The 14,804-nt window shown below is 59.0% G+C and carries 15 protein-coding genes and 1 pseudogene; 5 read left to right on the top strand and 11 right to left on the bottom strand.

All coding sequences use genetic code 11. The annotated features are described in order from the left end of the window. Together K289_RS0143720 and K289_RS0143715 are read right to left on the bottom strand one after the other, a co-directional pair. On the bottom strand, positions 1–265 hold a 265-nt coding region (locus K289_RS0143720), incomplete at its 3' end, for a transposase (protein WP_035685302.1). Then, complete coding sequence (locus tag K289_RS0143715) at positions 226–786, bottom strand: PAS domain-containing protein (protein WP_027557042.1); 561 nt, start codon at positions 784–786, stop codon at positions 226–228. The genes K289_RS0143720 and K289_RS0143715, both read right to left, overlap by 40 nt. 466 nt (positions 787–1,252) lie before the next feature. Between K289_RS0143715 and K289_RS47655 the strand changes: the two genes are divergently transcribed. Next, entirely contained in the window at positions 1,253–2,107 is an 855-nt protein-coding gene (locus K289_RS47655; RefSeq protein ID WP_035688371.1) for a helix-turn-helix domain-containing protein, read from the top strand. Beyond that, positions 2,104–2,367 (top strand): hypothetical protein, encoded by a 264-nt coding sequence (locus tag K289_RS47650; RefSeq protein WP_051311421.1) that lies wholly within the window; start codon positions 2,104–2,106, stop codon positions 2,365–2,367. The genes K289_RS47655 and K289_RS47650 overlap by 4 nt, the downstream gene beginning before the upstream one ends. Before the next feature lie 120 nt (positions 2,368–2,487). On the opposite strand, the gene K289_RS47645 is transcribed toward K289_RS47650, so the two are convergent. From K289_RS47645 to K289_RS47635, 3 genes are all read right to left on the bottom strand, one after another. Beyond that, on the bottom strand, positions 2,488–2,676 hold the full coding sequence (locus tag K289_RS47645) for a hypothetical protein (protein ID WP_035688456.1): 189 nt from the start codon (positions 2,674–2,676) through the stop codon (positions 2,488–2,490). A 409-nt stretch (positions 2,677–3,085) separates the two neighbouring features. Next, positions 3,086–3,466, bottom strand: a complete 381-nt coding sequence (locus K289_RS47640; protein ID WP_063614302.1) for a VanZ family protein — start codon at positions 3,464–3,466, stop codon at positions 3,086–3,088. A 254-nt stretch (positions 3,467–3,720) separates the two neighbouring features. After that, positions 3,721–4,773, bottom strand: coding sequence for a UDP-glucuronic acid decarboxylase family protein (locus K289_RS47635; RefSeq protein WP_084788997.1), 1,053 nt, complete (start codon positions 4,771–4,773; stop codon positions 3,721–3,723). Positions 4,774–5,102: 329 nt separating this feature from the next. On the opposite strand from K289_RS47635, the gene K289_RS0143680 reads away from it, so the two are divergent. After that, positions 5,103–6,599, top strand: a complete 1,497-nt coding sequence (locus K289_RS0143680) for an undecaprenyl-phosphate glucose phosphotransferase (protein ID WP_027557041.1) — start codon at positions 5,103–5,105, stop codon at positions 6,597–6,599. Positions 6,600–6,768: 169 nt separating this feature from the next. Next, a complete protein-coding gene (locus K289_RS0143675; RefSeq protein ID WP_027557040.1) occupies positions 6,769–7,005 on the top strand; it encodes a hypothetical protein in 237 nt (78 codons plus the stop codon). A 22-nt stretch (positions 7,006–7,027) separates the two neighbouring features. Here the strand turns inward: K289_RS0143675 and K289_RS0143670 are convergent, their stop codons facing one another. Further along, positions 7,028–7,411 carry an H-NS family nucleoid-associated regulatory protein gene (locus K289_RS0143670; protein ID WP_027557039.1) on the bottom strand — a complete coding sequence of 128 codons (384 nt, stop codon included), beginning with the start codon at positions 7,409–7,411 and terminating at the stop codon, positions 7,028–7,030. Between the two features lie 611 nt (positions 7,412–8,022). Here K289_RS0143670 and K289_RS0143665 point away from each other — a divergent pair. Further along, entirely contained in the window at positions 8,023–8,355 is a 333-nt protein-coding gene (locus K289_RS0143665; protein ID WP_027557038.1) for an H-NS family nucleoid-associated regulatory protein, read from the top strand. A gap of 340 nt (positions 8,356–8,695) precedes the next feature. Here K289_RS0143665 and K289_RS0143660 read toward each other — a convergent pair whose 3' ends face one another. The 5 genes and pseudogenes from K289_RS0143660 to K289_RS47630 form a co-directional block, all read right to left on the bottom strand. Beyond that, positions 8,696–10,036, bottom strand: coding sequence for a hypothetical protein (locus tag K289_RS0143660; RefSeq protein WP_027557037.1), 1,341 nt, complete (start codon positions 10,034–10,036; stop codon positions 8,696–8,698). A 607-nt stretch (positions 10,037–10,643) separates the two neighbouring features. Further along, positions 10,644–11,915, bottom strand: coding sequence for a polysaccharide biosynthesis/export family protein (locus tag K289_RS0143650; protein WP_027557035.1), 1,272 nt, complete (start codon positions 11,913–11,915; stop codon positions 10,644–10,646). Continuing rightward, positions 11,893–13,518 (bottom strand): tyrosine-protein kinase domain-containing protein, encoded by a 1,626-nt coding sequence (locus tag K289_RS0143645; protein WP_027557034.1) that lies wholly within the window; start codon positions 13,516–13,518, stop codon positions 11,893–11,895. Before K289_RS0143645 ends, K289_RS0143650 begins: the two co-directional genes overlap by 23 nt. After that, positions 13,518–13,805 (bottom strand): hypothetical protein, encoded by a 288-nt coding sequence (locus K289_RS52075; protein WP_198024913.1) that lies wholly within the window; start codon positions 13,803–13,805, stop codon positions 13,518–13,520. Before K289_RS52075 ends, K289_RS0143645 begins: the two co-directional genes overlap by 1 nt. Before the next feature lie 268 nt (positions 13,806–14,073). After that, positions 14,074–14,804: pseudogene (locus K289_RS47630) on the bottom strand (hypothetical protein); the annotation flags it as partial.

Here is a 14,804-nt window from a genome sequence, read left to right as displayed (position 1 = left end):
GGCGTGCCTCGCGTTCCAGGCGCCGGCTGGATTGCACCCGATTGAGATAACCGTAGATGTACAGCTTCAGGAGGACTGCCGGATGGTAGGAGGGCCGGCCCGTCTCCTTGGCGATCACACGTTCGAATCCCATTCCATGTAGGTCGAGCGCCTCGACAAAGGCATCGATGACATAAACGGCGTTGTCCTCGCTTACCCAATCCTCCAGGCATTCCGGCAAGAGCGTCAGCTGGGATCTATCCGCGCCTTCAACGAAACGTCCCATCCGCACCCCCCATCAGGAAACGGAGGAATCGTAGCCGACTCGCGACTTTTCACACAGCCAGGGTCGTCAGCGACACGCCCGATCGCGTCTTCGGCCGGCCATCCATAGGTTTGCTCCGCTGTCTTGTTCCAGAAGGTGATCACGCCGCGCCTGTCCCTGGCGAAGATCATGTCGTGCGACAGGTTGAGCAGGCGCGCTTGTGCCGCAAGCCGGCTCGTGGCGGCCTGGTTCTGCAGCGCAAGCAACGTCGTGATGCCGATGGCCGCGAGACTCACCAGCGCGCGCAGGGCAGGTGAGGCGATCGATTTCAAATCGTGCGACAGGACGTAGGCCGTCATCGTCAGAATGACGCATGTCGCAGCGGCGACGATGATGTCGTTGCGCCGGCTCGTCCTCGCCGCCAGCAGGATCGCAACGACATAGAGAACCGCAACCGCGCCCTCGAGCGGCGTGAGGACGTCGACGAGAAAGACAGCGAACGCCAGCAGGCCGGACGAGAACCGCAAGCCGGCGCGGCTCATGGATGAGCCTGTAGCTGGATCATGCCTTGTCATCGTCGCAGACGTTCATTCTTCGCATTGCAGCCGCGTTGATGCCGCGATTTTTCTTTTCCGACAACATCCAGGCGGATGTTTTTCGTGCTCTCTTGGAAGACCTCCCGTCTTCGTGAGTTGTGCGCAAGCGCCGATCACAAACATTTTCGAAGGAAAACAGGCCACGCACTATGCTTCCACTTCAGGGGCCTCTCGGCGGGCGCGTCACCTTACCGCAGGCGGCAGGCGGGGCCGGTGAGTCGCTCTGCAAGTCGGACGCCCAGATGGCGACTTTGCGATCATACCTAGGTATGACGCAGGCAACCTGAGAACCTAGTGAACGCACCCGCGCGTAGAATGGAGCGCGCAGACCGGCGAACTACTCTGCTCCCATCGCATTCGGACAAGCCTGGTGGGCCTTCCCGGATCGAGAAAGGGACAAGGAGGTTCGACGATGTCGCTACAGATGTCACACCCGCAAGCCGCCAAGAATCATGTCGTTCGTGCGATCGACGTTTCGGGAATCGATCACCGTCGGCTCAGGCTGTCGAGGCTCCCTGGCCGGTTCGACGAAGAGGGCATAACGCTGTCTCTGGTCCATCTGGACGTGGCCCTGGCGGTCGAGGCGCACGCGGCCGACGTCGAGCCATCTGCCGACCGTGCGCTCAGCTTCAGGGTTTCCGCGAAGCGTCTTGCGGGCGCGTCCGCAGAGAACGAGCGGGTGTCTGCGGAAGGAGAATTCACGGATCCGGTCATGCGGCGCCTGTCCGATGCGCTCGTTGCAACCGAAGCCACGCACGATGCCCATTCCGCAATCCTGGCCGATGCGTTGCGGCTTGCGATCCTGACCCGGACGTTCAGCCGGCAGACGTCTGGCGCACAGGCCGAGACCGACCCCGCCGCCGATGTCCGCGAGGGCCATCCCGGCCGAACCGTTCGATCGCTGCAGAAATGGCGCCTCAAGCGCGTCCTGCAATATGTCGACGATAATCTGAGCGCGAGGATTTCGCTCCAGGATCTGGCCACCGTTGCAGGTCTGAGCCGGATGCATTTCGCCGCGCAGTTCCGCGCGGCTATCGGCGTTCGGCCTCACGAATACCTGCTGAAGCGCCGCATCGAGCGCGCCCAGGAGTTGCTCAAGCAGGCCGACGTCTCCCTCGTCGACGTCGCCTTGACGGTCGGCTTCCAGACCCAGGCGCACTTCACCACAGTGTTCAAGCGCTTCGCCGGCGATACGCCCTATCAATGGCGGAGCGCCTATCTCGCGCAATTCATGCCGCTGCCGCGTGCAGGAGCGAGGGCGTCATGAACAGCATCGGCATTCAAGCCCTGTTGATGCCGCTGGCAGGGCTCCATTTGGTGCTGACGCACCATGAGCTCATGGAGATGATCGAGTTCGTCCGCGCCTTCGGCAGCTCGTATCGATTGGCAGCATCAGAACCGGGGGCGAGCCTTTTCTACGGCCGCTTTACCTTCAACTTCTGCCGGGTCGTCGTGGCGTGCGTGCGCGATAGCAGGTCGATGAAGGTTTGCTGCTCCGTCGCGGCTTGGCAACATTCGAATGCTTAACACGGCGGAGACGGTACTCAGGAAGCTAAGCGAGGGCGAAGAGTACCTGCTTGAGCTTGTCGACGGTGCGTTTGGCCAAACCAAGCAACAACGGATTGGTCCGGCAGAAGGCAACCTTCTTCACATGGCTCTCGAGTCACTTAGCGGCAGGCGATCGGCCGTCAGGTTCTGGATCGCCAACTGCTCTTCCCTCAGACGTCTTTTGACGAATTGCCGCTCTTGCTCGGTCAGCTTGCCCCTTAGCAATCGGCGATAGCGATGGATGTTGTTGCTGTATACTTTCAGGCGCACCAACTGCTCGTCGGTCATCTTCATTCACCATGCAGGACCAGGAACAAGCGAATCCGGCTCAGCCGGTCATTTCCAGCAAATGCTGCAGAGAGGCGGGGATAGTCACCCTTCGTCCCTGCACCGCTCAACAGTAACCCTGCTGCAACCCTCCTGTGCAGAGGGTTGGTCCGGAAATTTCGGGGTATTTCAGCCAAACGATAGTTACCGCACAAGGCCTGCGTCCTGCGTTGCCTGAGCCATGCCGGATTCCGGCCGTGCGGTCAGATCCGATCTGAGGCTGTGACCATGAAGTGTAACGAGACGGCGCCGAGAGCGCCTCCTGCGCGTCGCCCGGCTGCGGCGAAGAAGATGCGCTTCAACTCGTTCGCTGCGCGGAGGGCAAAACCGGGTCCCAATGGATTGGTGTGGCCGAAGAAGGCGACCGTTTTCACTTAGCCTCGACATGCCATTTGGCGTGCAACAACCAGGAACGTGCTCGATCGAAATGCAGAACGGCGCGGCCAACGAAAACGCCTGCGGTGCCTCCAGCAATCTTTTGGACGGCGTCGAGGGTTCGTGCGTGGCGGTCCGGAGTAAGCAACTGCAGAAGCTCAAGCAACGCGGCGCTGCCAAGTACGATGAGTAGGACGGCAGGCGTCCGCCGGGGATAGGCTAAGCAGAAGAGCGTGCCGAGAATGGCAAATGCGGCAAGATGCTCCAGCGCGGACGAGGTCAGCAAAATCGGCCTGTCTCTAAGCGGCGATAGGGTCGAATAAGCAATGAAACTCAGACCGGCCCAAGCAGCGAACTTAAGTAGTCTTTGAGGCATGAGGTTTTTTCCTGTCCTCCTCGAGCGGGCGGGCGCGAAGGCCGTTTCGTCGGTGTCGCGATCGTCAGATCGAGTTCCGCGACCAGCCGTCAGAGCTGGACCTCATGCCGGTCCGCCAACCGCCGGACTTGCCCTGCCGGCGGCGGCCTGGCGGCCGCCGCAGCATTCCGGGATCGCGTCAAGGGTCGCGCCCGTGGCGCTGGCCGGGGGGCGGTCGATGTCTGGAACGGCCGAACCCCTACGCTGTGGAACGATCATTCAGCCGCGAGGATGTTGTGCGCGACGGAATTGATCAGTTGATCCCGCTCGTCGACGACGATCGGATATTGCTCCTCAAGCTTGTACGATCGATGCGCCTGGTCGCGGCGGAAATATGCAACGGTCGGCTTCAATCCGTCTTGCAGCCTTATGGTCGGTTGCCAGCCCAATTCGGCCTTGGCGAGGGATATATCGGGTCGGCGTTGCCTTGGATCGTCGCGGGGCAGGGGTAGATGGACGAGCTTTGACGAGGAGCCGGTTTCAGCGAGCACCAGCTCCGCGAGCTCTCGAATGCTGAATTCTCCATCGTTTCCGATGTTGACCGGTCCGGTGAACGAAGCGGGGCTCTCCATCAGGCGGACGAGACCATCAATCAAGTCGTCCACGTAGCAGAACGAACGAGTCTGATTGCCCTCGCCATAGAGCGTGATCGGCTCGCCGTTGAGTGCCTGAATGATGAAATTCGAAACCACTCGACCGTCAGCCCGATGCATCCGTGGGCCGTATGTGTTGAAGATGCGAGCAACCTTGATTTCGACGCCGCACTGTCGGTGATAATCGAAGAACAAGGTCTCGGCGCAACGCTTTCCCTCATCATAGCAAGACCGAGGGCCGATGGTATTCACATGGCCCCAATAATCCTCGGTTTGAGGATGAACCGCTGGATCGCCATAAACTTCGCTCGTCGAAGCCTGCAGAATTCGACATTTCAGCCGCTTGGCGAGGCCCAACATGTTTATCGCGCCATGCACCGATGTCTTCGTGGTCTGCACCGGATCGTGCTGGTATTGGATCGGCGACGCGGGGCAGGCCAAGTTGTAGATCTCATCGACCTCGACGTGCAGGGGAAAGGTGATGTCGTGGCGCAAAAATTCGAAGCGCGGGTGTGCGTGCAAATGCTCGATGTTGTGTTTGGTTCCGGTGAAGAGATTGTCTACGCAGACAACCTCATGGCCTTCGGAGAGCAGTCGATCGATTAAATGGGAGCCCAGGAAGCCGGCTCCTCCGGTGACCAAAACACGTTTACAACTATCATAATTACGTCGCATGTTATTCTCCGTTCGAAATAATAGGCCGACGCTGCATTGTGTCAGCAGCGTCGCCACTCACCTTCCTCCTTCAAGTTCATCCGCGGAGGCAGCCGCGTCGACGACGCTACCGTCGGACGAAGGTCCAGACAGGCGAGGGCCACCGCCCAGTCCTCATTGACGCTGGGCCGCTTCGCCATTTCGATACTTCCCGGCAGTTTAAACACGCACGGCCGCAGCTCAACCAACCATTGGGGTTACCTCTCAGTACCCATTTATTGCCAATTTCCACCCGGTGACCCGAATGCTACTGCTTGGGCCAGGAAGACGAAGCTCCCGGATAGGTTGCTATGAGTTATGCGTCATTCACCAATCTGCCGGGGTCTACGCAGCTTCCGGCACATTCGGTTGATGGCCGCACGGTAGTCGCAGCAGGCGCTGGTTGGGGCAAGTTGGCTGCTCTATTGATGCTTGCAGCAGGCACCGAATTCCTGCTCGTAGCCTTTGCGGCTTATTTCGCAGCAGTGCTCTATTATCGGCTGGTCCTGCTGCATTGGCCGAACCCCGCCCAGTACATTCCGGAAGCTCTTCTGATTTCCACGTTTCACCTGCTGGTATCAATAGGACTCCGGCAATATTCGCGGATTCAGACTCAGCCCCGCCACGTGTTCCTGTGGAGCGGCGCCAGTGCTGTCTTGCTCGTATTCTCCTTCTTCGTCTCGACGATATTCGTTCTGAAAATCTCGGCAGACTACTCGCGCGCTACCGTCATCGTCCAAGGCGTGAGCGTCATGATCGCAGTTCTCTGCACGCGGACAATATGGTTCTCGTTACTGCAGCGTGCCATTGCGTCAGGGCTGATCGACGCCAGGCGCGTTATTCTTGTCGGAGATCCGGAGCACTGCCTGCATTTTTCCGCGCGAGCAATCGTCGCCGGAATACGGACGATCCACTCCTTCAACTTTCCGATGGTTCGCGCAGACCATTCGGGGCCGGCGCGTCCCGACGCGGCCCGAGCGCTGCCTGATGCCCGCCAACTGGTTACGGAGTGCCGGCCTCTCCGAGCTGATGACATCGTCATTTTGAGTTCGGAGCCGGATGTTCCATCTGCTCTGGTGCTCGCCAGCGCCCTATCAGACCTGCCGGTCGACGTTCACGTCGTCCCCGTTGGGTCTATCGATCTCATGGCCGTCTCGCGGATCACCCAGTTCGGCAACATGGTGACCATGCGGATCTTCCAGTCCCCCCTCACTCCATTCAACCGAGCGATCAAGCGAGTGTTCGACGTCGCCGCTGCAATCGCAGGCCTCATTCTGGCTAGCCCCGTATTCATCATCGCTCCGCTCGCCATCAAGCTCGATTCCCGTGGGCCGGTGTTCTTTCGCCAGACGCGGCACGGCTACAACAACGAGCCCATTCGTGTGCTGAAATTCCGATCGATGACCGTGATGGAGGAGGGTGACAACTTCAGACCGGTCACCAGACACGATTCACGTGTGACTCGTCTGGGACGGTTCTTGCGCCAAACCAATATCGATGAGCTTCCGCAGTTGTTCAACGTCCTGGCCGGCGACATGTCGCTGGTCGGGCCTCGTCCCCATCCAACTGCGCAAAACGAAGCCTTCGCGGAACTGATCTCGTCATTCTACCGTCGTCACAACGTCAAGCCTGGCATTACGGGCTGGGCTCAGGTCAATGGGTATCGCGGCGGCACCGATACCCTCGAGAAGATGCAGCGCCGTCTGGAGCATGATCTGCATTACATCGACAACTGGTCACTCCTGCTCGATCTCAAAATTATTGTCATGACCTTGTTTTCCAGAAAGGTGTACTGGAATGCCTATTAACGCGTCTGCAGCTTCTTCTTCCCGCCGTTCGGTGAATCGCCCGCGCGCAACTCGGGAAACTCAGTGCATCGCAATCAGCAAAGCGACGAGCCGAGGCGCGCGCCTCGCCTCGACGAGGGGCGCAGCGAGCGATCGAAAGCTATCTAAGGAACAGATTAGGGAGGCTTTCATGACAAAGATGGGTCATTTGGCGGCGTCGTCTAGCTGTCCGGTTAGCGATGCCCTGAGCATCATCAGGCAGACCCAAGTCCAGCTTCATGCACTGACAGACGCGTCCGCGACGGCGAACGTGCTCACCACGCGAATCGAGCTCTGTGACGTTCTCCTTGGCGAGATTTCGGGCATTCGCAGTAGCCTTGCCAAGGATCTCCGGCGCACCCGCGAGCCCCAACTGGCTTTGATCTGATCCCCACCACGGGCGGCGCGATTCAGTATTGGCCGCGGTCGCTCTCATCCGTGGGCGGCTGATCGGGATCGGATATCCGGAACTCTTCAAGCCGGTGCCCAGATTGGAGCGCCGCGACGACCCAGCGGGGTTGTTTTCCGCGGCCGGACCAGGTTTCCTCCGGAGCCGCCGGGTTGCTGTATTTCGGCAGAACTTTTGGATATCTGCGTCGTGGAGGCCGGTCGGTCTGCTTCTCGGGGGAGGGACCCTTGGTCTCGCCGATCGGCTCGGCCCTGTTGAGCTGTGCGAGACGCTTTTCAAGTTCGAGCTTCTCCGCACTAATTTTTTCCGAGAGAATGTGCGTGAGCTGCTCATGCAGGCGCCAGAGTTCATCAAGATCCATGGCGTCCAGATCCAATTTATGCATTCTCGTCACTATTCAGGTTGCGATTATGGTCGGGGCTGCCTCAATGCCAGGCGTGCGTCGGGTGAAAGCGGGATAAACACCGCTTACTAATTAAACATTCGAAGATTAAATTATATAATTTATTTGTATTAATGGAACTATTATTTTTGAATTTTTGACTATTTGTCGGGTTAAATTTTGTGAAGTAGAAATACCCGGTTAGATCAAGCGGTTGCTTATTATAAATGGATTTTTGTTGCGCTCGTGGATTTAAATTGCTTTTAGCGTGGTCGGCTTTCGTGAATATGTGTGTCGTTTGTTGTTCCATCGGCCGCGCAGCCCTCTCGCATGACGCAGATCGAGCTCCAGCGGGGCATTCGCTGCCAGTTGCGGCGGTTCATGCGTTGCGGAGGCCGGCCGAGCGGAACCGCGGGGCGTCGATCACGCATCGGTTACCTGCAATCGCACCCGAAGTTGGAGAGTTTGCCTCCGGAGGCTCGTTGAAGTTGCGGTTCGAGTCGCCGACTTAAATCACTATTTTTGTTCTTGTTGGTAACAATCTGGTACCCTCTTGATTATTCGCGGGTGCGGCAATATTGAAACCCGAATTGATTCTACAGGGCGTCGGAATGTTGTCGAAGAAAAAGCTCGAGCTCGAGTCTATGTCGTTAGACGACCTCTGGTCGCTCCACGAGAAGATCAGTGCGATCCTGGCGGCCCGGATCAAGGCAGAAAAGCATGAGTTGGAGAAGCGCCTGGCCGTCCTCGATCGCGGAATGGGCGCCGTCGTTCAACCGGGCGAGGCCCAGCCGAGCGACGCGAAACGGCGTCGCAAGTATCCACGGGTGCTACCGAAATATCGCAACCCGCAGACCTCCGAAACCTGGTCCGGCCGCGGCAAGCTTCCCCGCTGGTTGGTTGCCGCGAAGAAGTCGGGACGCAAAATCGAAGAGTTTCGGATCTGACCTGCCACTGAATTTTCATCCAGCGCCGGTTAGAGTCTCGGGGTTTTGTACGTCAAGTGGCGCGGGTGGAGCAACGGACGGTCGGCGGAGTTGGTCGGGGTTGCGCAGCCGATCGTCGGTGGCGGTGAGGTGGGCGGGCTCGATCAACCGCAGTGTAGACTGCCGGATTGACGACAGGATCGGGAGCCAACCGCTCGAGCGCCGCAACAATCTGATTAGGCTTCGCCAAGTTTAAGCCGCGGGCGCCACTGTAGCGGCGTCGTGTTGATGCTGGATTCTCCCCAGAACATGTTGATGGATCCGGCCTATGCCCCGCAACCTATAGCGCGACCAAATCACCTTAGTGCCGAACACATACGGGTCGTCCCGGCACGCCCAGATAATGGCCCGATGCGGCACGATCCCAAGCGAAATGAGCGGTCCCTCCAATCGGGCAGATCGGAACACTCTGATAGTACTTGTCATAGATGGAATATTGAATGTGTTGCAGACCGAAAAGCTTGAAATCGCCGCCATTGAAATAGACGACGCCGTTTGCGAGAGAAGCGCCGTACAGCAGCAGGCCATACGCCCAGCTAACCCGAGGCGCCCGCGAAACTCCAAAGAGAAGTATTATCGCTATCGCAAAGGGCGCGATCATAGTGGAATAGAGTTCGGACGGTTTTACCAAGATCATCGGCGCGCAGCAGGCGGCGATCAGAAAAAGCGGCAAGGCAATTTTTGGCTGACGCCGCACCTCGTACCAGACAATTGCGAGAAAGAGGGCCACCGCGCCTAGCGCGACCGCGATCCAGAGCAATCTCAATAATGCGAACCCGAGAAAGCTGCTGGGCAGAGGCGTTACCGGAAAAGCCAGCGTGATTATAAAGTTTTGCGCCCAACCGGCCGGGCCGAACATCAGGGCGTAATGCCCCGCGTTGAGCGTCGGGACCATCGCCGGGAACTGCAGCTTGATCCACAGCCAACTGATGGCGCCTGCGGCAGGGAAAAGCAACGAAAAGAGGAAGATGGGCGAAAACCGCCTCTCTCTCAGGCGGACCAGGGCGGTCGCTGCGGGCAAGAGAGCCGCGGCTGCGACAGCCGTCTCCTTTGTGAAGAACAGCGCCGCCGCAAGGAAATTGAGGACGACAGCTGGGCCATCGTCGCGGCAAGTTGACGGTGGTCGAGCCGGCAGCCAGCGCAATTCGTAAGCAAAGGCGAGCATCGCGCTGGCGAAGAGGAGGTTGCTGAGGCCCTGCGATAGCGTGTCCGGCTGGCTAACGAGATAAAAGAGGAGCGGATTGGCCAGACCGAGAATCCACCATCCCGCCCTTGGCAGCTGCTGTTCGAGCAGCTTTTCGCAGGCCAAGCCCGCAAGGACGGCCGCCCCCGCGACGCAGAGCAGCGATGCTGCAAGCCACAGCGGCAAATAGACATCGTTTGCCGCCGATACGATAAAGTACTCGAGAGGCCGAGTACTGAACTTCAGGCTTTCCGCTACGCTGCCCACGGCGACCGGATGCAGCACATTGATATCGTCGGGATAATACACGCCGTACGTAAGCGTCAGGACATCCAGCACCAAGATTCCGAGGCTCGCGGCAACAACGCAACCGATTATATCGCGATAGCGCGAACTAAATTCGCCCACGGGCAACGCGCCTACCACTTTGGCGTCGATGGGATGGTCAACAACATTCATTTGAATACCATCTGACAAAAAGCAAGTTAACAAAAATTAGGCATTAAACAGCGCAAACCAAAATTGTCAACGGAATTAAATAAATGAAAGGGCGCCTTTCATTTAACACTCGCTGCTGGGTTCGTGGCATGTTCCTCAGGCTTCGCTCCGAATGTCGTCTGTCTCGATCACTTTTTCGCCGGGCTGCTCGTAGGTGCTCGCCTCCAAACGCTTCTGGTTCTCGCGCCGCTCGTCCTGATCGAGGTGGCCTGTGGGATTTCTGTGAAGGGAGCTGCCAGCGGTGTTAGCGGGGCTGACGCTGAGACCGCTTTGCAACTCTCGGTGTCGCGATCCGCCTTCCCGGATCAAGGGACTTAGAGCGCAATACAACCGGTTCGATCGCGCCCGCTGGGTTTGGCTCGGCAATGAATGGGGCTGTGAGGAACGGTCCGTGTCCCGCATCGCGGCGTGCAGGGCGGTCACGACCGAGATTTTCCCAGCTTGGAGACGATCTGAAATCCGGGGGGCGCCACGCTTAAGCGATATAGCCGGAAATGGGAGTGGGCACGGCCCCACGTCGGCAGCAGAGCCCGTCGCACCGCCCCATCGCGGAGCGCTCTCCGCGGGCCTAGCGTTCCGGCGGGCCTGCCTGCGAGAGGTCGATGGAGTTGCTCGGAACAAGCGGTGCCGGGCGGATAGTAGGTACCTTGATGACGTCGTCCGGCGCCACAAATGTCGTTTCGTCCGCGACGATCTGCTTGGTCGTGTCGCCGTCCCTTCGAAGAATGATGAAGCGCCGCCGCTCGCCGTCTCGTGACAGTCGCTGCTGGGCTTCGGCCGGGGCGCCAGTCTGCGCCTCCTCAAGTAGCAGGGTTGCTGTTTCGATTTTCGCGCGCGCCTCGGCAAGTTCATACGCGGTCTGTTGTAAATCCTTACTGTTAACACGGTCTCTCTCTTGCTGAAGCTGATTCACACGTTGCTCGGCTAACGTGATGTTCTCTTGAGCTTTCACAATGGCCGTTTCCGCGCTCATCTGCTCATTCGAAACTTGGGCAAACGAACGCTCGAGGGCAAACATTGTCGGGGAAAGCGCGAGGCCTTTTGCGGCCATCGCACGCAGCTGGTTGAGCTGCGTCCCAATACTTTCCTTCTCCTGTGAGAGAGCCCCCACCTGTCCGCGGAGCGAGCCTATCTCGTTTTGATACAGCGTCCTGATCGTGTCCAATCCCGCCCGTTCAATGCGCTTCATCTCGGTCTCCAGAGCGAGCGCGGCTTGCTCACTTTTCATGATCGCTGCGATCTCAGGATCGTTCTTCTTCGCAAATTCCGGCGGCAGGGGAATATCCTCGCGTCCATCGATCGCCGCGCGCAGTCGCGCCTTGCGGGCGGTCAGCCGGTTCAGCTTGGCCTTTTGTGTGTTGATGTCGCCGGTTGCGAGCGCAACGTCGCGACCGAGTCGGAGCAGGCCAAAGTCAGGTCGATAATACCCGCCCGCAACGCTGATCGCCTCAAGCACCGTAAGACCCGGCCGATACGGATATTGACCGGGCTTTTGGACGTCTCCGAGGATTGCGAAAGGGCGGTACTGAGCGATTTCGACGGCAGCGAAAGACCGCTCTGCCCCCTCGGAACGTCGCTGCAGGCGGTCGGAGATCTCGCGCGCCAGATCGGTTAGATTTTGGCCAACCACGTTGATGTTCCCGATCAGGGGCAACGAAACGACACCGTCGGGATTGACCGTATACTCGCCGGCGAGATCCGGCCATTCCTGCACCTTGATCTTGACCCGATCGGATACTCCCAGCCTGTAATCGCCGGCCAGGACGGACGCCGGCGGCGCGGCAAAGATCAGCGCGAGGCTCAAGACCGTCGCAATATCACTGAATCTTCTCTTGATCATAGCTGTACCTCGCCATCCACGATTTCGGATCGTTGCTCGTCGCAACCCGGCCGCCGGCCTTAGCCAGGCTTGCCGTCTCGGGATCAATGGAAGTCCATGGCGCCTTGTTGATGACTGTGCCGACGATTCTGTCCCGCAAGGATCCCAGCGCGCGGAGCCCTTGCTGGAGCTGTCCCTCGGAGGTGCGGCCCCATTCCACCACGATCAGGAGGTCGTCAAAGACCTGACCAGCGGCGCGCACATCGATCGCTGTCGCAAGTTCGGGCAGATCGAGAATGATCCATTCATAGCAGCGCTCGCGCCCGCCGTTGACAGCGTGAACGAGATTGCCCCACACCAGGTCGAGATCGCCAAGAGCTCTTCCGCTCGGCAGAAAATCGAGGTTGAGACAAATGTTGTCCACGATGACGTCGTCCGGGGCGGCCGTTTCCCGCAGCAACTCCTGCAGACCTGGCGTGTCGCCTTGTCCCAAACCGCTCGCCACATCAGGGCGACATGCATCGATCAAAAGCACGCGCGAGCCTTCACGGGCAATGAACCGGGCCAGGTTGGCGGCAAGCGTGGTCTTCCCCTCGGCGGCGCCACAGGACGTCACGCCGACGATGTGAGGGACCCTTGTCGACCGTTCAAGCACCGCCGAGCGCACGCGGCGCAGTACGGACCGCCTCAATATGGCCTCCAGGTCAAAGTTGTAGTCGGGCTCCGAGGGCAACGAAGATTGCGGGTCGACCCGGGGCACGTATCCGAAACATTCGACCGAAGTCACGGCCGCAAGCTGCTCTGCAGCACGCACGCGCCGATCCAGCAGGATAAAGGCGAGGCCGCTTCCCGCTCCGAAGGCGCCACCCAGCAAGATGCCGAGCACCATGGCGACTGCAGTCCTGGGTGGATCCTTCCACTTCGGCGGAACGGCCTCGCTGATGATTCGGGCCGTCGGACCGAGCACCTTGATCCGCTCCCGCAATGCAGCGTTCGTGGTGATGACGGCGTTCGCATCGTACAGGTCCTGAACGAATGCTCCCGCAATCTCATTCGAGAGCGTCGCCGCGTCCGCCGCGGTCAATGCTCTCGCGCCAAGCGAGACGATTTGGCTCGTGCCAACACGTATGACAGTCATGTTGGACCGCAACAACACGATCGCTGACTGTCTCCTGCTGGCGTCCGAAGACTCCGGTTCCGAAGAAGAGGCGCTCCACGGCAAGGCATATGATGATCTCGGTAATTTGCGCTCGATCTCTTCCAATCCGACCTTGTCGATCACGCGGCCAAGCACTCTCCCGGATCTCAACACTTCGATCGCGCTCTGGATGAGCGAATTCTCGACCAGGATCTGGGTCACGACCGCTTCCGGGCCAGACAACTGCAGCGTCGTGTTCGAAATCAATAGGTCCGATGAAGCAGAGAACGCCGGGACTCTAACGGTAACATATGCGAGGCTCGCCGCCCATCCGACGGTGGCGCCGACCAGGATAAGAACCATCATCATCCGCCGGTGATGGCGAAGTTTCTCGATCAACGTCCTCAAGCCGGTCCCGTCTCGCCAAGGGGGCTGCTGATTTTCCTGGTCGATGACGGAAAGCCTGCTATTTGTCGCGTCGAGCATCATGATTCTCCCGGGTCCATGGGCGCGTCCATATTTGCGGCAAAGGCCCCGACGCATTTTGTCTTGGGGAAGGTCTCATCAGTTCCGGCACTGTCGCCTGCACAACCTCCAATTTTTGCTTCAAGCAAAACCACGAAGGCCTTTGTTGCTGTCGGGATAGCGCGGGACCGCCAGACCGGCCCTTCGCGCCCAAGAATGCCGCCGAACCCGAAATATGGATTCTGGCGCGCCATTCGTCCGCGGCCCGCCTGCTGAGAGAATGAAACTTCCAGATTGCCGAATAACACTCGTTGCACCGTGAATGTTGTTGGTGCGATTCGCAAAATAGTGACGCTCGCCCAAGGGAACGAGCGCGGTCGTATTCGCCCAAATTCGCCAGTTCAGAGCCGCTCCAATTAAATATTAAAAGATTTAATTTCGCAACCGAAAAGTGAGGATTAAATATTGGGTGCTTGAGTACCGTTTCAGCCGAGGTTGTAGGGCGCGGTCGGATGCAGCATCCCGGGCGGCAGGGCAAGAAGGTGCGTGCCGCCGACGAACACGTCGAGCGCAAACTCAGACGATATGAAAGTCCGATGCGGGCAGGGCAGCCAATTGCAGGTCGTGAAGGGTCACCAGGTTTGACCCGTCATGCGCAATGACCACGTCTGATCCCACCTGCTGGGCGACGCCCAGAGCTGCATTGGCATCGGAAAATATCGAATGATCGAATTGGAGTACGTCCGTTCCTGGCGTGAAATTGTTCACGGTGTTTGCACCGAAGTCCGGCCGGAACACGAACGTGTCGGCGCTGCTGCCCCCACTGAGGATATCGTTAGGGCCGCCGATTAGCGTCGTCGGACTGCTACCAGCGGCGAGCGTCTGACCGCCTAAGCTTCCATCCAGCACGATGCCCTGGTAACCGTCGCCGTTGAGATCCTGATGGAAGCTGGTCTCGATTGATTGCAGCGCGCCGCTTGCTCCCGACACGCTGGTCAGGGCGTTCGAGAGGTAGTTTCCATTGCTGTCGGTGAGCCACACCGAATACTGATCTGCACCCGGCAGCTTCCAGGCGACCTCGTATCCGTTCGCCGTCTGCTCGGCGCCGATCGGCGTTATCGAACCGAATTGACCGTCGACATAGTCGGCGCCCTGATATTTGAGCGATGGGCCGGTGCCGCTGCTGTCGTAAAGATAGAAATGCGTGCCGACCTCGGTCAGGCTGGTCGATCCGAAGCTCTCGACCACGGTGGGGCCGGACGGCGCAGGGCCAATCGTCCCGTCGCCATTCAGATCCTGATGAAAGC

It is taken from the genome of Bradyrhizobium sp. Cp5.3 (assembly GCF_000426265.1).
In the GTDB taxonomy this organism is placed as follows: Bacteria; Pseudomonadota; Alphaproteobacteria; order Rhizobiales; family Xanthobacteraceae; genus Bradyrhizobium; species Bradyrhizobium neotropicale.
The sequence above is the reverse complement of the archived record's forward strand: the minus strand, read 5'-3'. Positions and strand labels throughout refer to the sequence as shown.